At 44.2% G+C, this 19673-nt stretch carries 20 protein-coding genes; 3 read left to right on the top strand and 17 right to left on the bottom strand.

The window, feature by feature from the left end; translation table 11 throughout:
- Window positions 1-13: 13 nt before the first annotated feature.
- The 12 genes from WC743_RS14490 to WC743_RS14435 form a co-directional block, all read right to left on the bottom strand.
- On the bottom strand, window positions 14-370 hold the full coding sequence (locus WC743_RS14490; RefSeq protein WP_373012867.1) for a VOC family protein: 357 nt from the start codon (window positions 368-370) through the stop codon (window positions 14-16).
- 100 nt (window positions 371-470) lie between these two features.
- Window positions 471-839, bottom strand: a complete 369-nt coding sequence (locus WC743_RS14485) for a glyoxalase superfamily protein (protein WP_373012865.1) — start codon at window positions 837-839, stop codon at window positions 471-473.
- 89 nt (window positions 840-928) lie between these two features.
- Window positions 929-1651, bottom strand: a complete 723-nt coding sequence (locus tag WC743_RS14480) for a hypothetical protein (RefSeq protein WP_373012863.1) — start codon at window positions 1649-1651, stop codon at window positions 929-931.
- Between the two features lie 51 nt (window positions 1652-1702).
- Entirely contained in the window at window positions 1703-2038 is a 336-nt protein-coding gene (locus WC743_RS14475; RefSeq protein ID WP_373012861.1) for a hypothetical protein, read from the bottom strand.
- Window positions 2039-2042: 4 nt separating this feature from the next.
- Window positions 2043-2345: a hypothetical protein gene (locus WC743_RS14470; protein WP_373012859.1), complete on the bottom strand. Its 303-nt coding sequence runs from the start codon at window positions 2343-2345 to the stop codon at window positions 2043-2045.
- Between the two features lies 1 nt (window position 2346).
- The gene (locus WC743_RS14465; RefSeq protein ID WP_373012857.1) at window positions 2347-2685 is read right to left on the bottom strand and encodes a hypothetical protein; all 339 of its coding nucleotides are present in this window, start codon (window positions 2683-2685) and stop codon (window positions 2347-2349) included.
- 182 nt (window positions 2686-2867) lie between these two features.
- Entirely contained in the window at window positions 2868-3779 is a 912-nt protein-coding gene (locus WC743_RS14460) for an aldo/keto reductase (RefSeq protein WP_373012855.1), read from the bottom strand.
- Between the two features lie 195 nt (window positions 3780-3974).
- Window positions 3975-5609, bottom strand: coding sequence for an MFS transporter (locus WC743_RS14455; RefSeq protein WP_373012854.1), 1635 nt, complete (start codon window positions 5607-5609; stop codon window positions 3975-3977).
- Complete coding sequence (locus tag WC743_RS14450) at window positions 5606-6649, bottom strand: HlyD family secretion protein (RefSeq protein WP_373012852.1); 1044 nt, start codon at window positions 6647-6649, stop codon at window positions 5606-5608. The genes WC743_RS14455 and WC743_RS14450 overlap by 4 nt, the downstream gene beginning before the upstream one ends.
- 12 nt (window positions 6650-6661) lie before the next feature.
- A complete protein-coding gene (locus WC743_RS14445; protein WP_373012850.1) occupies window positions 6662-8023 on the bottom strand; it encodes a TolC family protein in 1362 nt (453 codons plus the stop codon).
- Window positions 8024-8034: 11 nt separating this feature from the next.
- Window positions 8035-8658, bottom strand: a complete 624-nt coding sequence (locus WC743_RS14440) for a TetR/AcrR family transcriptional regulator (RefSeq protein WP_373012848.1) — start codon at window positions 8656-8658, stop codon at window positions 8035-8037.
- A 127-nt stretch (window positions 8659-8785) separates the two neighbouring features.
- Entirely contained in the window at window positions 8786-9658 is an 873-nt protein-coding gene (locus tag WC743_RS14435) for a helix-turn-helix domain-containing protein (RefSeq protein WP_373012846.1), read from the bottom strand.
- A gap of 444 nt (window positions 9659-10102) precedes the next feature.
- Between WC743_RS14435 and WC743_RS14430 the strand changes: the two genes are divergently transcribed.
- From WC743_RS14430 to WC743_RS14420, 3 genes are all read left to right on the top strand, one after another.
- A complete protein-coding gene (locus WC743_RS14430; protein WP_373012844.1) occupies window positions 10103-10819 on the top strand; it encodes a hypothetical protein in 717 nt (238 codons plus the stop codon).
- A 201-nt stretch (window positions 10820-11020) separates the two neighbouring features.
- Window positions 11021-11218, top strand: a complete 198-nt coding sequence (locus tag WC743_RS14425; protein ID WP_373012843.1) for a hypothetical protein — start codon at window positions 11021-11023, stop codon at window positions 11216-11218.
- A gap of 1 nt (window position 11219) precedes the next feature.
- The gene (locus tag WC743_RS14420) at window positions 11220-12257 is read left to right on the top strand and encodes an alpha/beta fold hydrolase (RefSeq protein ID WP_373012841.1); all 1038 of its coding nucleotides are present in this window, start codon (window positions 11220-11222) and stop codon (window positions 12255-12257) included.
- Window positions 12258-12403: 146 nt separating this feature from the next.
- Here the strand turns inward: WC743_RS14420 and WC743_RS14415 are convergent, their stop codons facing one another.
- From WC743_RS14415 to WC743_RS14395, 5 genes are all read right to left on the bottom strand, one after another.
- Window positions 12404-12988, bottom strand: coding sequence for a TetR/AcrR family transcriptional regulator (locus WC743_RS14415; RefSeq protein ID WP_373012840.1), 585 nt, complete (start codon window positions 12986-12988; stop codon window positions 12404-12406).
- A gap of 72 nt (window positions 12989-13060) precedes the next feature.
- Window positions 13061-13810 carry an SDR family NAD(P)-dependent oxidoreductase gene (locus tag WC743_RS14410; RefSeq protein ID WP_373012838.1) on the bottom strand — a complete coding sequence of 250 codons (750 nt, stop codon included), beginning with the start codon at window positions 13808-13810 and terminating at the stop codon, window positions 13061-13063.
- 258 nt (window positions 13811-14068) lie between these two features.
- Window positions 14069-15457 carry a hypothetical protein gene (locus WC743_RS14405; protein WP_373012837.1) on the bottom strand — a complete coding sequence of 463 codons (1389 nt, stop codon included), beginning with the start codon at window positions 15455-15457 and terminating at the stop codon, window positions 14069-14071.
- A gap of 10 nt (window positions 15458-15467) precedes the next feature.
- Window positions 15468-17549, bottom strand: coding sequence for a hypothetical protein (locus tag WC743_RS14400; RefSeq protein WP_373012835.1), 2082 nt, complete (start codon window positions 17547-17549; stop codon window positions 15468-15470).
- Between the two features lie 12 nt (window positions 17550-17561).
- Window positions 17562-19421, bottom strand: a complete 1860-nt coding sequence (locus WC743_RS14395; RefSeq protein ID WP_373012833.1) for a patatin-like phospholipase family protein — start codon at window positions 19419-19421, stop codon at window positions 17562-17564.
- Window positions 19422-19673 lie beyond the last annotated feature (252 nt).

The following is a 19673-nucleotide window of genomic DNA, read 5'->3' as shown; positions in this document are numbered from 1 at the left end:
ACCTCTCTGCCTATTAATCACAATTCGTATTATGCCCAATGCGAAGGATATGGCCGTCGGGGTCTTTGACCAGCATCTCCCGCATGAACCAGGGCTTGGTATCAGGTTCACTCAAGATGATAGCACCTTTGGCTTTGATCGCCTCGTAAAATTCGTCGACATTATCCACGTTCAGTGCCAGCCAGGTGCCTTTATGCCCCTGGTCACCCCGGCAAAAGAAAATGGAAGTCTCGCCGTCCACCACCCCACCAAAGGACGGCCCTTCATCCCAACTCCAGTGTTCCTTAAAACCTAATACTTCGGTATAATATGCGATGCTGCGTGCTACATCATCGGAATAAAGAATTGGAATTACAGATTCGATTTTCATAAAGGGTTATTTTTAAGCCATTCGGTTGAACCGCTGACCTGCATCATTTCAAGCTGGTGCTCGGTTCCGTTATACTTAAAAGAGAATAGCAGGTTTTCATTTAGCTGATGTTTTGACAAAAGCGCAGCGTGTTACCATCAGCGTCGGTAACATAGAATTCCCGCCGTCCCCAGGTCTGATCGGTCGGGCCCTGGTGTACCGGCGAACCGGGTTTATCGGTATTTAATCCCCGGCTTTTGTATTTGGCGAACAAGCTATCTACATCGGGAACATACACATAAACCACCGAACCAAACAACCGCTCACTTTCGTGCGTCGTAATTTGCAGTTCCATTTGTTCATGCCCCAGATCGACCACTGGTGATTCCGGGGTATCCTCCGGCCAGGTCATACGGAAGTCCAGTACTTCGGTATAGTGCCGGATGGCTGTCTGCATATCGCGGACCTTGAATAATGGAATAAAATGCATTCCCTAAGTTAATAAGGTAAATATTAAAATGAAAATATCCGGAAAATTAGCCGGAAAATCTACGTACTTAGACGGAGATGGGCAGATAGCTACTTCCCATCAGTTCTGTGGACATCCTTCGCCTTATCAAAAGTTGCCAGACAACTATCCAGCGGTTGACCTTGCTTATAAATACAGTCGCAGAAAACCTGGCAAGCCGCGGGGTTTTTGCTGGAAGCGCATTGATTGCGGCACTCGGCTTCAGAGTTGCCCGGCACGATCTCATATAAATAGAAAGTACCGATGATGATCAAGGCTATTACGGCGAAAGAACCTCCGAAAAACAGGATGCGAAGGCGCTTACCCAAAGGCCTTTTTAACACCGGAGGCTCTGTTTCGGGCTGCTTAAAGGGCAAAATGTGTTTTAAACGGTCATAATCCCAAATTAATAAAAACAAACTAGCCAATACCATCATTGTGACGATCCGGGTACCGTCAAAGCGGGTAGCATAAGTAAGCACACAAATATTGACGATGATGGGAAAATACATCAGTGCACCAAGAAGGGAAGTTCTCGGGATCAGTAATAATATTGCTGTTATGATTTGAACAATTCCAATAAAGGTATAGTAATATCCTGTCAGATGTAAGGCATCGAAGTAATGGCCTAAAGGGTTGTTGGATGGCAGGCCGCTGGCGAACCGTTCACCCATGATCTTTACCATACCTGCTGGAAGAAAGCTCGCGGCTAAAGCGATGCGGCAAAAACCAGCAAACCGTTTAAACCACTTGTCGGCCTTTGCCTCATGGTACAGTTCTTCAATTCTATTCATGACTATATTTTAAATTGTGTTAGACGGTTTTTGGAGGCATTACTCCAATCTTTAGGCTTTTTTACGGGGGAATAATTTAATGAAGAGCAAATAAAGGACTGAAGCTATGGCCGTCCAGTATAGCGCACAGAAGAAAGCCAAAACAGGTGGTACCGGATCCGGATCATTAAATACAGGCGCTAACGGACCTACCAAAACCACTTTGACCGGGTATATAATTGAAGCCATAGTTCTCTTCCAGGCAACGGGTGAGTCAGTCCCAGGGAACCATTGACCGTTCACCGGTACCCCCCGGACTTCGGGACCTAAAAGTGAATTAGTTACAAATTGAAATACGAACGCCGAAACCAGGAAGATGATGAGAAATTTGGTGTATGGATTCTTCATAATTTTAAGTTTTAATTTTAAAAAGTACTTTGCATTGCCATATCCCCAGCGCCAGCAGCGTCCAGTAAATGGCAAAACCGGCCAGGAAAAACGGCGGCGGCGTATCCGGGTCCTGATGCAAAAATTTGATAAAAGGCAGTAAGGGCCCTACGAGGATCATTTTCACCGGGGACAAAATGATGGCTATTACAGACCCCGAGCCAAAGATCGACTCGGCCGGCTCATTCAGCAGCCAGCTGCTGCCCGCTACAAACGCGAACGCGCCCAGAACAAACAGGCTAACGAATTTAATTCTTGAAGTTTTCATATCAGTTCCACATCGTTCCGGCCAATCCCAATACTAAACCCAACCATTGCCCGATAAAAAAGCCCAGCAGGCTCAGCACCAGGAACAATTTTCCCAGCCAGCCATCCAGGCGGCGCAGCGGTGCGGTCACATCATAGCATAAACCCGTAATGGCTCCTAAAAAAGGGGATAGCAATAAGGGTTTGATACGCCAGTAATCGCCCCAGGCCGGGTTGCCCTTACCTGCAGCGATCACAAAAAAGCCAACGATCAGTAAAGCTGTACCTGCCCCTATCAATAAGTGTTTGCGCCAGGCCGGCGTAAAGAATGTTTTGTTTGTTAATGGTTCAGTGTGTGTCATGGTTTAATAAATTAAAAGTACTTTGAGTTGCAAAGTTAAATTAAAACAAGCCATACTTCAAAGTTTTTTTTATTTAAATAAGTTTAGCGTATTTTCATTTTGCTGAGGCGTGCCAGTGCGCATTCAGAGCTTTGCGTATTTGTTCCTCTCCATGGGCCGCTCCTAATGTTTGGTTTTCCCGTTCAAATTACTTTTGGGATGAAACCGGGTACGCCAGTGTTCACCACCTGATTGAATCTCTGCCTGGTCTGAATGCGACTGATTTCATCAAATGCGTCTTCCGGCAGGAGAGCGATATCGAAATTCTCTCTCGCACGGGCTGCAGTCCTGGCCGTGGTAAGCAAAGCCGTGCCACGCTGCACCGCCCAAGCTAACAGCACCTGTGCGGGAGTCTTTCCAACTCGTGCGGCAATGGCCAAAACAACTGGATCTTCGAGCGGTCCCGGCTTTATTCCGTGACCCAATGGCGCAAAAGCCAAAAACACAATGCCCTTCTCCTTGCAAAATTCCAGGAGCTCCGTTTCCGGCAGATATGGATGTGCTTCTACCTGGACCACAGCTGGCTTTATTCTAGCCGCTTCATAGAGGGGTAACAGCTCGTTTAAAACGATATCAGACAGTCCGATAAACCGGCATTTACCATCGTCCACGAGATGCTCCATCGCACGCCAGGTATCGAGCAAAGTCACGCCGCGGTCGTAAATAACATTGCCATTCTGATCTCGAGGGTCCTGCTCATCCCCCGGTTGAAATGCAAACGGCGTGTGAATGAGATAGAGATCCAGATAGCTGAGCCGTAGCCTCTTTAAACTCGCCTCGAATGCTGGTTCAACACGCTCGGGCCGATGATTGGTGTTCCACAATTTCGTGGTAACAAAGATATCTTCGCGGGCAATACCACCAGCGGCAAGTCCTGCCTGCAAGGCCTCGCCCACCTCACTTTCGTTTCGGTATCGCTCCGCACAATCGAAGTGCCGAAATCCAGCTTCCAGCGCATCCCTGGTAGCACTTATCGTCGCGTCCGCATCGGGAATCAGGGTGCCAAACCCGAGCAAGGGCATATGGATGCTGTTATCTGTTGTCTTCATTTTCATGATATATTTTATTGTGTTCTATTTTATTGATTGGGTTGGATCAGGTTAATTAAACTTGCTAATAATTATGCAGTTAAAAAACAAATTCCAATTGAGCCAACTCAACACCTGCAATAAGGAGCATTTATTTTAATTTAAACCTTCTCTTTAACTAAGTAAACAGCCGGAAGTGACAATTCCTTCGGAGCAGTGATATCAATGTTTCGTTTTAATCCATAGCCTTCGAAAAAATCCAGGTAAAGGCATCATCATACGTTTCCAATGGATAGCCGTTTTGCCAATTGCCGGAATGACCAGTATCACAATAGCTACAACAAACAGCATTATGGCGAACACCTTGAATACCGCCCGGTTTGTTAATAATTGGCTTTGCTGTGTAAGGTTTTGCCATACAGCCGCATTCGCCAAACCCGATGCCTGGTCTGAAGTAAACCCCTTTGAAGCATAAAGAGACCGGTAGGCATTCAAGCGGACGATCGTGTTTTGATTGTCTGACGTTAGGTAACCAAGAAACCCTTCTTTAAAATATTGATTAAAGTACAACTGCAGATTATAAAACCCGGCGAACGAATTTAAAGTTGAGGTGAAACGGGTAAATGCTGCAATTACCAAACCGGTAGCCCCGGTATACGCAGGCGCTGATGAAAGCACAAATATCATTAAGGGTACAAACAGCAGCCCTGATGCAGCACCCTGAATAAATACCGGAAGCAGCAGGTTAGTAAAAGATAAGTCTGGTGTCAATAAAAAGCTCATCCATACATTGAATGCCGCCATCAATCCAAAGCCCGTTACCAGAAGCACTTTAATGGTAATTCTTTTTACAAGCATCAGGCGGATTGCGAAGACAAGCAGCATCACCATTCCTGCAATGTTGCACAAACTCAGTATAATCACCTGCAGTGTACTCCACTTAAGTACTCCCCCGGCGTAGTTATAGATCAGGTTCACACTATCTTTGCTGCCGTAATAGATAGCCAGCAGACAAACCCCGATCACAAAATTCCGGGATTTAAACACGCCCGGGTGGATTACCGGCCTTTTGACGATGTGCTGCCTGTACAAAAATAACGAGGCCGCAATCACCGTGACAAACGTACTACAACGTATCCGTGAGTCGGCGAACCAATAATACTTGGAGCCGTAAATAAGCGTATAAGCCAGTGCCAGCATGCCACAGGCGAATAAGACCATTCCACCCCAATCAATTTGATATAAAGGATAACGCCTGTGCCCGGATGACTGCCTTAACATCAGCAACATCATTATGAGTGTCAACAATTGAAACAGGATCAGGTAATCGTAGGTTACTTTCCAGTCTGCAGACTCCACAACCACGCCGGCAACTAAACCGATCACAACCGTATTGCTCAGTATCGCGCCATAAAATACCGCCGGGGCTATCGTTTTCACACGCTCTGAGGGCAAGCGCGAAAAGATCAGCAGCAACGTAAATACAAGCACATTGCCTGTTAAAATGCCTTGCAGAAACCGGATAATCAGAAATAAATTGATATCGTTGCAATGGATACAAATACAATTCAACATGATTGCCAGCATTGTACTAACCAATAAATAACCCCGCGTATCGAAATACCTGAAAAATCGAAATTGTACCGGTATAACAGTGATAATGCCGGCATAAGTTGCCATCACACCAAATTGAATATCTTCGGGCTGCGCACCAAGGTAACCGACCATATAATTCTGGGTTAGCACAAACATACCTAGCTGCACCAGACCGGATAGTAACATCAGTAACAGCGCTATGCGTACTCCCCAGTGCCAATCAATTATCCAATCTTTAAAATAAACCGGCTTCATGATCATGATCTTTTTTTAACAGCTACGATTACACTCATACCGGGGATCACATTGCCAGCTTGTGCGTCTGTAAATTCAATTTTTACAGGCACCCGCTGAATAATCTTCACAAAATTTCCGGTGGAATTATCTGGTGGTAAAAGCGAGAACCGCGAGCCGGTAGAACCCGCAATAGCCATGATCCTGCCCTTAAATACTTTACCATCTATGGCATCTACACGTATCTCTACAGGTTGGCCTACGTACATACCAGCAACCTGTGTTTCCTTATAGTTTGCGGTAATCCATTTTTCGCCTTCGTTAATTATACTCACCAATGGCTGCCCGGGTTGAATCTGCTGACCTTCCAAAATATTCTTACGGCCTAACCTGCCGGAGTATGGCGCGCGGATAATGGTATAAGATAAATTAAGCATCGCCAGCTCCAACGCCGCTTGTTTTCTTTTAATATCTGCCTGCAACAAGGCGAAATGCGTTTTAAGCTCCGCTATACGCGCCTCGTTAGTTCTTAGGCCATTTTGGGCGGCACTATAATCGCTTTCCGCCACATCATAGTGTGCTTTTACCTGTTCCAGATCTGCGCCGGTAGCGGCTTCTTCTTTTACCAGATTGGTATAGCGCCTGATATCCTGCTGCTGTTGTACGTATCTGGCCCGCGCACCATCAATCTGATCCTGGTTAACACGCGTACCTGTTTCGGCCGAGCGGATACTTGCTGTAAGTACTGTTAGTTGAGCGTGGGCATCCTCTATCGCTGCCTCAGCCACCTCCAGTTGGGCACGGTATTCCCTGTCATCCAGTATAACCAACGTATCGCCCCGTTCAACCAGTTGATGCTCGTTAAAGCTGACACGCTGAATATATCCCCCCGCCCTCGCAGAGACCGGGTTAATATAGGATTCAACCTGGGCATCATTGGTCTCTTCATAATGCTCACTATATTTCCAGTATTTAAAAAAATACACTGCCCCGGCAAGGATTACAACTACCGCGATAACCGTAATGACAATGTTGCCCGGATGTGTTTTATGATTCTCTTTTTTCATTTTTTTAATTGTTTATAAATTCCCGCTGGCATAAAGGATATGGTAATAAATAGCCAGCGCATCCGTTTGGGCCCTGATCAAATTGAACCTTGATTCCTGGTAGAGGTTGTCCGCATCCAGCAGATCTGTTAACAAGGAAAGCTGATTTAAATATTTGGTATTTACGATGCGGTAGTTGACCCGGGCCTGTTCCACAGAGTGCTCATTGACCGAAATCCTGGTGAGCGCTTCTGCGTACTTGATATAATAGGACTTGATCTCCGTACGCACATTATCGCTGTAAGCCTCTTGCTGCACTTCAAGTTCTTTTACCCGGAGTTTGCCTGCGGCCACCTTACTTTTATTGTGATACAGCGATGAGATGCTGTATTGCGCCTTCAGGCCCACGAAACCTATCGCATAGGCTTGATTAACCGGCGGAAAGAACAGATAATTTGGGTAGTTCAAGCCATAAGCGGTATAAAAGCTCAGGCTCGGCCTATTGTTACTTTGCACACTTCTAAGCTTTGCCCGTTGCACTTCAACGTTTTCAGCGGCTTTTTGCACACTATAGGACAAAACTCCAGCAGCCTCGATAAGCGGCAGCAGTAAACGGATTTCCGGCTTGGCCATCCCGGCAGAATCGATAGGTAATATTCTTACGGAATCAGGAACATTAATCAAAATGTCTAATTTCTGGTTCGCAATGGCAATATCATTTTCATTTTGCTGTAAGGAAAGCTCAACGTTAGAGAGTGCCACCTCTGCGCGTAGCACATCGCTTTTGGTCACTTTTTGATTTTTGTGAAGCGCGTTAATATTATTCAGCCTCGTTTGTGCTCTTTTTAGCTGATCCCGAATGAATTTCTGCAGGTCATTAAGGCTAACCAGATCAAGGTACTGGTTAGCTGTTTGCAAACCAATATTTCCAGACTGATCCCGGGTGTTAAGCTTTGCCAGGTTTAAGCGCGATGTTTGTTCCTTTTGCAAAGCCCGCTGCCTGCCGCCGCTATAAATATTAAATAAAGCGTCAACACCTAAAGCAGCACTGTTAGGTGTTGGTTTTCTTGGCCCGGTAGTGGAGTGGCTAAGCCCTCCCGTAAACAGCGTAAGGTCAGAAAAACGCTGATAGGAACCGCTGACATTAACTGTCGGCAATGCAGTGCTGTAAGCATCTTTACGGTCTTCACCAACAGCGCTTTCTTCGATATTGGCGGCCTGCACCCATTTGTTCTGACTTTTGGCAAACTGCACCGCCTCCGCGAGCGTTAGTTTATACCCATTCCCACCTTGGGCCTGGGCGCTTACAATTGTTGTATTCCATATTAAAATAGCCAGCGATAGAATAGTAGCTGATAAACACAGCTTCCTGCTGTAGTAAACATAATTATACATGACTTTTTGTTTCAATTTGATGGAGGGTCTTCGATTGTTATCGTCGACATGAGGTAGTCCACTATTCGCCTTGCGAAATTCCGCTGTGGTAATTCATTCAAATGGATACGCGTGGTCAGATGATCGGTAAAGACCGACCGCACCAAAGCAAGCACATTCAGCACAAAAACCTCCTCGTCTATTTTTTTAAAATATCCCTTGGCAATGCCACTTGTTATCATTTTCAGCAGGAAATTGTATAAACGGTTTCTTGCTTCCGATAGCTGGGCGATAATGGATGAGTGTTGTACGCTAACCAGCTCGTTGCAAAGCAATCGGTTAAAATTTTGGTTAGATACTACCCGACCGATATAAGTAGTTAAATAAGCGTTCAGTTTTTTGAGCGGATCAAGATCAAGCAGCTCAAACCGGCTGATTTCTTGAGCCATCTCTTCCAATCGTAGCTTAAAAATATTGAGGTAAAGCGCCTCCTTCGAACCAAAATAATAGCTGATCATAGCCGAATTCATTCCCGATCTTTCGGCAATGAGCCTGATGGTAGCACCCGCGAAACTATACTGAGCAAACACTTCTTCAGCGATCATCAGCATCGTTTCTTTGCGCTCCTGTAAGCTGTTATTTGTTAGCTTTGTCATATTTCAATCCTCCTTTTGATTTTTTTAACAAGACAAATTTCCGGCTAAACGACAGGTATAAGTAGACAAAACCACTTCAACATTCGTCGAAATGGCTTATATGCATTTAATTGGAGAGATTAAATATTCAATTGAACTTTTTACGGTACTCAATCGGAGACATGCCTGTGTTAGCCCGGAAGAATTTGCCAAAAACAGACTGATCTGAGAAATTCAGCAACCCGCTGACTTGCGATACGGTGAGCGTTTTGTTTTGCAGCAAAACTTTGGCTTCCAGGGTCACCGTGTCGTCGATCCATTTTCCGGCGGATCTGCCGGTTTGCTTTTTAATGGCTGCAGAAAGAGATTTGGGCGTTAAATGGAGATGGTTGGCGTAAAAATCGAGCCTGTGCTCCTGTATATAGTTATTACTCAGCAACTGCCTGAATTTGGTAAACAAGGGGTATCCCCTTTTAGGAGATGGCGTTTCTGGAGTATATTGCCGGTGATAGGCATCGATCTCATAAACCAAGGCGAAAATATAGCTTCGGACCAGCTCAGACTCATGATAGTTACCTGTTTCCTGCGTTAGTTGGATCAGCTCAAATATTTTGTTGATTTTAATGAAATAAGACGACTTCAGCGGTAAAACAATAAGATCACTATCTTTAAAAAAGTCATATTTAAAAAGAAAAAAAAGGTCTGCATACCTTTCCATTAAAAAACCGTCCTTAAAAAAGATAACATCCATTTTCAATAGGTCGCTGCTTTTAGTGAAATATCGTATAACAGAAGGGCCTAATGTAATAATTGACGGCGCGTCAACATCCCACGATGTCAAGCCAGCATTCAGTTTTACGCCACCTTCTTTAATATAGGCTATCGCGTAGCTTTCCGCCCGATAGGGCTCTTCATGATAGGGATGGTCACCGGAGCTCACAAAAAGATATTCCTTATTATGATCGGGTACAGAAAAAAGCCTGCTGTGTCTTGAAAGTGAAAAAGTTTTTATGCCGTCCATCAACATAAAGTTAAAACATTAAGCGTGTTCTTTGCCCTTGTGGTCTTTTTTTAATATGTAATAGGCTAACTGAAAATGGCCCATAGATCAATACCCCCCCATCACCTATGTTACAATTGACACCTATTAAAGCCAACTTCTTCAATTCTTCTAAAAAGGTGAAAAAGTTAATACATGTTCGGTTTCGCGATTGAATGTGGCTGGTTCGGCAACAACAATGCCCGCTTTGCTTAGTTGGTGATTGGTTAGCGCGAGGTCCGTGAATACTTTTGAGTAAATAAATAAAAAACTCAAACAGTAAAACCAAACTGACCATCCTTATAGGTAAATTATTTATAGGTGCACTGCTATTATCTGGGTAGAAAGCACTGAAGGGGCCGGATCAGCATTTCATTTTTCACTGCCAGTAGCACATTAAACACAAACATTAAAAAATTAAATATCATGAACGAATTATTAAAATTAGCCATTGATGCTCAAGGAGGCCTTAACCAATGGCGCAAATTCAACCTATTCACCGCCCGTTTTATAAATAGCGGTGAGTTGTGGACCATGAAAGGCCATGGCGGCACTATTGATGAAGTAGGCGTAAAGGTTAATCTTTTAGAACAGAAAACCTCCCATATCCCTAACGATCAGTGGCACACGGCCTATACGCCTGATAAGATAGCGATTGAATCTGCAGATGGCGATACAATTGCCGAAATGTATAATCCGCGTGCCTCTTATGCAGGCCACGTTTGGGAAACCGAATGGACCCCGTTGCAGTTGGCTTATTTTACCGGCTATGCCACCTGGAACTATATCAACACGCCATACCAGTTCACCCGTCCCGGTTTTGAACTAAGCGAGGGCGAACTATGGGAGGAAAATGGCGAAGTGCTACGGACGCTGAAAGTCAAATGGCCAAAGGATATCCATACCCATTGCCCCGAGCAAACCTTTTACATTAATAGCGAAGGGTTTATCAAGCGTTTAGATTACCGGGTAGATGTGGCCGGAAGCGTGCCGTGTGCACATTACCTTTCGAACTATAAAGAATTCCAGGGTATAAAAGTAGCAACTAAACGTATGGTTTATTTAGTTGGAGATGGCAACAGACCTATACCAAATAGGAATCTCATTGTTGGAATTGATCTAAGAGACATTAAATTCCAATAATCACCGCCACCTCAGATAAATATCCCGGGTCACTTCGGGCTTTTTAACTACTTGCGCCTTGGCGCAATATCCAATAGAATTTTAAGGCAGGCCTATGACTGGTTCAGGGCCAACATCGTCCACTTCAGCTATCTTCCGCTTAACTATGGGAGTATCAAGCACTACTTTTGACTGACAAATAAGAATAAATAATTAAAAATCATGGAAACTGACACAATTGAAAAAGTACTTTACATTGCCAGAGAGCACACAACCGGTGGCCGCGATGGCGGTTCATCAGGCAGCTTACCGGGTTTAGAGCGGGAGCAAGCTGTTGCACTGGCGGATGCAGGCCACCAAACTTGCCCTTATTCAAAAGCAACTCGCGGCAACATCCACGTTGAAATTAATGTGATCTAATATGGAACAGTACCTCAACTTTAACAACCGTCGCTTTTTTAGCATGGTTGCTTTTTTTATGATCGTCCTATTTTCCTTTTCGGTAAACTTTACTGTAGCTCAGAACAATGATAACAACAATACGGTGGTAACCATTGATCCGAAATTAGGCAAGCTGAAGCAGATAAATGCAGGCGTATTGAATGTAGGCTATGCCGAGTCCGGCCCCGCAAATGGGCCGGTGGTTATCTTACTGCACGGCTGGCCTTATGATATCCACAGTTATGAAGACGTGGCTCCTATCCTGGCTAAAGCAGGGTATCGGGTGATAGTTCCTTACCTGCGCGGTTATGGCACAACACGTTTTCTTTCACCGGAAACGCCTCGTAATGGCCAACAGGCCGCCATCGCTTCAGATATCGTAGCTTTAATGGATGCACTCCAAATTTCCAAGGCAACAATTGGCGGCTTTGACTGGGGCGCGCGTACGGCTGATATCATAGCTGCACTATGGCCCGAGCGCTGTAAAGCGCTGGTCGCTGTAAGCGGTTATATCATCACCAACAGGGTTGCTAACCTGCAGCCACTATCTCCAAAGGCAGAACTGGGCTGGTGGTATCAATACTATTTTGCAACTGACCGCGGGAAAGCCGGTTACAGCGCAAATACGCGCGATTTCAATAGGCTCATCTGGCAGATCGCTTCACCTAAATGGAATTTCGACGATACCACCTATAGCCGCAGTGCCACTGCATTTGACAACCCCGACCATGTAGCGATTGTTATACACAATTACCGCTGGCGCTTAAGCCTGGCCGAGGGTGAAAGAAAATATGACGAACTAGAAAAGCGGCTTGCTACAGGCCTGCTGATTAAGGTGCCCACTATTACCATCGGTAGTGATTTTGATGGTGCGGCAGCTAACGGTACGGCGTATGCTAAAAAATTTGTAGGGCCATATAAGCATATTGTGCTTGACGGTATTGGGCATAATGTACCACAGGAGGCACCAATTGCCTTTGCCAACGCTGTCATGGAAGTTGAAAGGTTAAAAAAATAATTTAGACGGCCCCTGTACTCCTGGCAGGGCATTCTTACGGAGGGGCAATTATCACCCTGCCGGGTAATTCGCCTAAAGTTAGTCTTATCTTTTGTTCCTTACAGAGGTTGGCCGTTTAGTCTCTAATGGCCACGGAATAACCCTTTTTATTGATCCAATACCGATATGGCCAACCTAATAATATCATCAAAAATGGTTTTATCATTCGTAGATTTAGCGGTTACCCGGATACCTTTTACAGTATTAATTATAAATCGGGCCAGCGCCCTGGCATCCTGCTTATTAGTGATCTCGCCGCTATCCTGGCCTTTTTTTATTACCAGGTAAAATGCGTCCTCTATTTGCTGGTCATTTTTGCAGATCATCCGGCTCACTTCCTCGTCGTGCGGGGCAACCTCTACCTCAGCATTCACCATAAAACAACCTTTATGTTTCCGGTCTTTCAGCAGTTCGTCTGTAATAAACTCCAATAATTGTTTGATAACTTCCTTGGCGGGTTGCGCCCTCCCAACAATTTGGCAAACCTTACCCGAAGCCGCATTTTGATAGCTTTCCAGCGCCTTAATGAACAACGAGTGTTTATCGCCATAGGTATCATAAAGGCTTGACCGGCTGATGCCCAGGCCATCCACCAGATCCTGCATGGAAGTGCAGTTGTATCCCTTGAGCCAAAAAAGATCTACTGCCCTGGCCAGCACTTCATTTTCATCAAAATCTTTTGTTCTTGCCATAACAGAAATAGCTTTGCTTAAATTAAGCAAAGCTATCCAATTTTTAATATTTTTATTAGTAAATACGGTCTATTATCTTACGCCACCGCCGGCCAGGATGGTTTCGCCGGTCAACCAGCGCGATTCCTCAGAAGCCAGGAATACTGCAACCAACGCAATATCTTCCGGCTGCCCTATACGGCCTAAGGGTGCTGTACGTTCAGTTTCAGTCTGAAAATCACTGCCGATAAACCCTGCAGTATGCGTTCCTTCGGTTTCAACCATACCCGGATTGATCGAGTTCACCCTGATCTTCTTTGGCCCGAGTTCCTTTGATAAAACATGGGTTATGGCGTCAACCGCGCCTTTGGTTGCGGTATAAATAGAACTGCCAACCGGAGCTATGTTGCTTACTACCGAACCAATATTAATGATACTTCCCCCGTCCTCATTAAAGTTTTTTAGCGCATGCTGTGTTGTAAGCAATAAACCAAGAACGTTGGTATTGAATTGGTTATGAAAATCCTCTTCTGTAAGCTGTTCTATCGGGCTAAATTTATACACCCCTGCATTATTCACCAGGATATCAACTGCACCAAAAGCTTTTTGTGTTTCATCAAATAAGCGGCTAATGTCCGCTGTTTTTGATACATCGCCCTGTACTGCAATGGCTTTACCACCATTACTAATGATGTCTGCAACTACCTTATCGGCACCGGCTTTGGCCGAAGCATAATTTACGACAACCAGGGCTCCCTCAGCTGCCAAACTTTTTGCTATACCTGCACCAATACCTTTTGATGCACCTGTTATTACTGCCACTTTGTTTTCTAACTTTTTCATGTTGTGATTGATTGTTTTTTATATATTTGGAACAATCGTTCCGCAAATATATATTCATATTGGAACAATCGTTCCGAATAATAAAAATTATTATCCAGGGATGACAAAAGCATCGTAATCACTCAAAAACTAACTAAAGCATGGGTAAAGCAGCCGAAGCAGCAAGATCAGGAAATTGGAGAAGCAGTCATTTTGCGGCGATAAAATATTCTTTATTTCCCGCTGAGCATTCGTATTGCTTTTAATTTTAAGTAATTTTTAGCCTTTAATTTCAAGTTCCATTGCTATGTGGCCGCCTGAGCTATCAGGGATCAGTTTAAAGTTTGGCAGCTTATCCCTCGTTATAAATGGGTATTGTGTTACTAAACCGGTACCATCCTGTTCTACAGTGTCTGATCTTAATACCTTGCCTTTACTTTTTCTATTATATCCGGTAAGCATGTCAGGTTTGAGCATTTTAAAGGGTTTTGCAGATTTCGCCTCCACTGGTATCATAATAATCAATTCGTTCTCATTCATCAGATCGAGCCCATCTTTAAGCGTTGCATTATGACTGGAATGATGGCCTGCTTTATATAGCACTGTTCGCATTAGCAGGTCCTTACCGGTTACGGTAGAATCAATAAATTTAACATCGAACCAGCTTTGCCAGTTGCCTATTTGGGCATCACCTACAAAAAGCAATACTTTTTTTGTTTCAACCAGTTCAAAGGCAAGTACAAGGCTGGTGTTATTAGTAAACTTATCCATGTGCAGGGCCAGGCGGCCTATTTCGCTCATCCATTCGTGCTCTATTTGCCGCGATTCGTTATCTTTACTATAATATAGTTGTTTGATGGGGCTATCCGTTGTATCAACAAAATTGCGACTAAACGGAAAATTTGTTTCTTTATCTGGTTTGTTTTGGCTAACAGCAGCTATGTTCTCCAGCGCATCCAGCATGAGTGAACCAGATATATCAAGATTTGCAATTTCCATCATAGCATTTAACCCTTCCACACCTTCATTTTTCCGCGGATCCATTTTTAAAAGCTGCGTTTCGTTTGATGGGGGGCCAAGCACATACACCCGTACACCTTCCGTTAAACCGGGTAACAGGAAATTTTGCCCGGGCGTTAAAAAGGTTACATTATTTTGGCATATTTCTAAAAGCCTGGTAATGCCTGCACCTGTTATTTGATCTTCGGCAAAAAGATCATACATCTTTTTTTGGTTAAGCATGTTTTTTACCGCTTCATCATCCGAAAATTCCTGATCGAGCAAAGCGTTTACTTTTTTAGTTTTTTTCCAGTATCGCTCCGTTGCCGAGCGTATTGATTTCCCCTCTTTACTACTTTCATCGTCAAGGAAAGATAACCATAACGATCTATTGTCGGCGATATCACTTTCTAAGAGATCGCCTGTGCTCACAAACCCACTCAAGTGATCTTTGTGCTGGTGGGTAACAATAATGGTTAGTTTTTTATCTCCTATGGTCTCTTTTATGTGTTTTGCTATTTCTGTTTCCCTTAATCCGTTCCCACTGGTATAGGAGCCAAAGTCTATCAGGTAATAAGCTTCTTCTTTTTTTGAATTGGCGAATTTTAATAAAAAGCAGTCGCCCAGGTTTTTCTGGTTATACATGCGAATGTTGGCAGTTACAGGCATTGTTTTAGTTTTAATGGGTGTGTAATGCAGCAAACGGCTCGTCGTTTTGCATCATTAGAGCGTTATTATCAGGGTCGGGAAGGTTAGCTAAGGCATATTCGAGTTGTCGAAAAAGACGCTCGGAACTGCTCACACTTTTATTGATGGTATATTTTATCTCATAATTGGCCATATCGATGATAATTGAAGCCCCTCCCTGGAAAGCAAATGAATCATTTTCAAAATATCCCTGGTATCGCGATCTCTTTAAATTGACATATACTTTCTGAATGAACATGATTACCATAACTTTTATGCTATTGCCGGATTTGGGATCGGGTATGATCATTGGCCGGCATTTGTAAACCTGGAAAACATCCCTTTTTTTTGCCTTTAACTGCAGCGGTTTTTTTTTATCGTCTTCAGTTGCCTGCGGTTCTTTGTAAACTATATCGTTAAAGTTCATGCCCAAAAACACTTCGGTTCCTTTAGAAATGTTTATTTCCTCCTTAAATAGTTCGTGTACTTCGCGCGAAAGCTGCTGAGATTGGTCAAATATTACCTTACGGTCATTCTCACGCAGAATGCGCTCGATATGTCCCAGTATTTTACTAATATTCCTTTTCTCATTTGTGCCCTCTTCAGGGCATTCCGGGTCAAAGGCAAACTTTATGGTATGTTTAAGATTGTGGTAATAGGTGTTATTCAATAGAGGGTCGCCCGGTAGCTGGGACAATAGTTCATCGGGTGCTTTCCATTTTAGCGATTCAACCGAAAAAGTATTCACATCCTCAGGGACAATGCCCCAGGCCCTGAAAGATTCGAGCATTGCATAGCGCAGGCCTTCTTCATCATCGGGATTGAACTGAACATCTGCTGTTACTATAGCACGGAGGTAATCGCCAAAGGTAAGATCAACCGGCGGGCAATAATCAAGCGCTCTGATACATATCAGCATCAGTTTATCGGCAATGTTGCATGCTTCCGTCGCCAGGCGCTTTACCAGATCGGGATCTATCTCGCCCTGTGCAAGCACACCTGTTCCGTTAGATGCCAACCTTATAAGGTCTGCCACCCGGAATTTGTAAAGTTTGGAAAATGCGTCAAAAACAGCGGCGACCAGCAACCCTCCACGGCTATGCGGTTCGGTAACTGTATGGAACAAGCTTGGGTCTGGCTTTTTGTTGGTCCAGTTTCCATTTTCGTCCTTTTCAACCAGGTAGCTGCGCAGGGCCCGCTGGTGATTTGATATTGCCTGGCCAAATTGAATAGCTAAATCGCCTAACATATTTTCGGCTGATAGCATATCACCACGCGAATTTTTTATCTGATCTTCAACAACAGCCTTAAAAGTAAAGCGCTGGAGCAGGGCAATAATATCTGCGAAACCTTCATGGAAAGCCAGCATATCGGCATTGGTATCCTTTGTCAGATAAGGATGGATGGTATTAAGGATGGCGTGCGTGGTTTCATGTGCTACAATATCTGGAGAAAGGCATGTAAACACAGTGGCGCCCGGTACGTTATTACCGGCCCAATTGTCTGCCGCTTTAAAGTATCCAAACAACAGCGCGTTTTTAGTAGGTGAGAAATAAGCATTTTGCTGGCGCATAGCATGCGGGTATATCCTTAGCCTGGGGACAAATACGTTCTTGTAGTCGCGTTTAGCTTTAGCAGGATTAGTGCCTGTGGCTGCCGCTTCATTCGGATTTTCAGCTGCAACTTCTATCTTGTTAGACCAAATGATCTTACGGCCCAGCGCTTTTTCAAACTGGCTTATTACACTCATTGTTACTGCATACACCTGTTGCTGGTGAAACCTCGGGTCGCCATCAGAAGGGGTTAATCCATTGTCTGCCAAAACAAATGGGTTATCAAGCAAAATTGGTTTGTAAAAGCATTTTTTTGTGGGATCGTAATCTATTACTTCAATATACTCCCCGATGGGGCCGGCAATGGTTGGTTCCCATTTCACTTTGTAAACCACCTCATTAATGCTCCGCCTATTTAGCGTTGCCGAAAATGAAGGGTCAAAAGCATAGCCCCTCAGTTTGCGATAATATGGCTGTGAATAATCCGGATAGGGGTTAGCTTGTAATATTTCTTCGTTCATTGTGGTTAGGTTTTAGATATTAGGCGAAGCGGATATTATATCATAAGTCTGTTTATTGGCAACCGCCTTAAGCCGGGGCATTTCGGCGGGCAACAGGTTTCGTTCGTTATACAGCCAAAACGGGTCGGCATTAAAACGCTCCCAATCGGCTTCCAGTACAGCTTTTAATGAACTCATCGATTCAGTCCAGGTTTCGGCTGGCACAGCTGTTTCTGCTATTTCCCCGGCTGTTAAAACAGCCTTTGAGAGATTTACACGCTGTTCCTTCTTAGTAAGGTATTTGAGCAGGTTGTAGCAAACGGTAAACTGGCCGGTGGCTACTATGGCAGCTTTAACCTGATCGCGCACCTGGTAACGGTCAAACCAGAGGGTGGTAGCCACCAGCCTGGCCTTTTCTGCAACAGCCTGCAACATGGGCGATGGCGGCACAATACCCGTTGACTCCTCCCCCACCTGTGGGCCGTCATCCGGCATATCTGCCGGCACACTTGCAGCTCGTTCGCCAAAATTATTGATATAACTCAAATCATAAATAGCATTGGCAACTACCATGTTTCGGGTATCGGGGTTGCTGTAAAGCTGTTTGTAGTACATCGCTCTAATGCGTTTCAGATAAATATCCATCACAATTAGCAATACAGATTTAAGCCGGGCCGTAAGCATTTGCAAAACCATACTTAACCGCAGGTTTAAAAAGAAGGCCCCGTATCCAAAAACCATCAGCAGCCAGGTACTTTCGTCTTTTTTAGCCTTACTACGCGCAAGGGCAAATTTTGCCTTGCTATATAAATAAACTGCAAGCGCAACCCCGGTGGGTATAAGCAGCAGGTACATAACATGGTGCCAGCCAATAAAAAGCGAAAGCACTATCATTACCGGGAAAAGTATGCCGATGCCTAAAAGCCAGGCAGTAACCTTTGCGATGGTGAGGTGCTTGAATAGGCCAGGTGTCTCCATAGGTAACGAGTAGCCATCTATAAGGTAACTGGTAACATCGCTTATAATAAGCAAATCAAAGGCTGGAGCACCCTTGCTCTTACGACGGTTATTGGCTTCATTAATGCCATCAATAGCCTGGTTATCAGCAATGCCCCCATCCATTAGTCCAAAGCGTTTTGGGTTGGTTTTAAACTCAGGGTTTTTGTATGGATCGTCGGGGTTATTGGTAGTGGTAAATGGATTAGTGTTATAATTTATACCATCGGTAAGCTCGGCGGTATTTAAGCCCCCGTGCGAAAAATCCTCAGGGAAAATAAAAGGTTCAAAGCCCCCTGGAAAACATGATGAGCAGGTCAGGATATCGGCTAATTTAATCTTGCCAGAAACATTCCCGTTATTAGTATCCTTAAAATTAATATAACCGTTACCTACCTTACCCTTCCCAACGTGAGATAGCATATGCTGGGATTGAAAGCGAAAGCTAATACCATTGGCAAACTCTGTTGCGTTAATGCAAACTTCCTGCAGGTGGGTGCCTTTTAGGCCTTCATTAAAAAGTTCGAAATACTGATTAGAATAAAGCAATTCATCATAAGCCATTGAAAAGGCGTTTATAAGGTTGCGGCTTTTATCTGGGCGGGCCTGCCAGGCGGCATCGTTCTTAAATATTAAGAATACTTTGGCTATCAATACTTCGCCTTCAATAGTTTTTAAAAGATGCTGGTACGTTTCTTCGAATGAGTTACCCGATGCCAACCCGGCGCTATAAGCAAGATTGGTAATACTGCCTCCTGAGGTTGAACTGATGAATTTTACTCCGTGTAGTAACGGCCTGTCATTATAATTTACGTGATGTAGGTACGCCAGCGTACCCAATGAAAAAGCCGCGGCGCGATAACCGCCACCAGACATCGCCAATGCAATATTTTCCATAAACTACCTTGATAAAACAGTGTTGGTGTATTGACCTTAATTCGCTGTAAGTTAGGTTTTTATTTAAAAACAAGAAAGGGTGATTTAACGGTATTTTTGGGGATAGTTTTAACTAATAAACCTGATAAATATAATATTTGGCAATTCGTTGCATGAATAGCTTTTTGATCTGCGTTCTGTCGTTTTAGAGCATATCTGGGCTGGAAATTCATTTTCATGCAGATAGATGTTTTAGCCTAACCTAACCTGTTA

This window comes from Mucilaginibacter sp. (assembly GCF_041660805.1).
Classification (GTDB): domain Bacteria; phylum Bacteroidota; class Bacteroidia; order Sphingobacteriales; family Sphingobacteriaceae; genus Mucilaginibacter.
The sequence above is the reverse complement of the archived record's forward strand: the minus strand, read 5'-3'. Positions and strand labels throughout refer to the sequence as shown.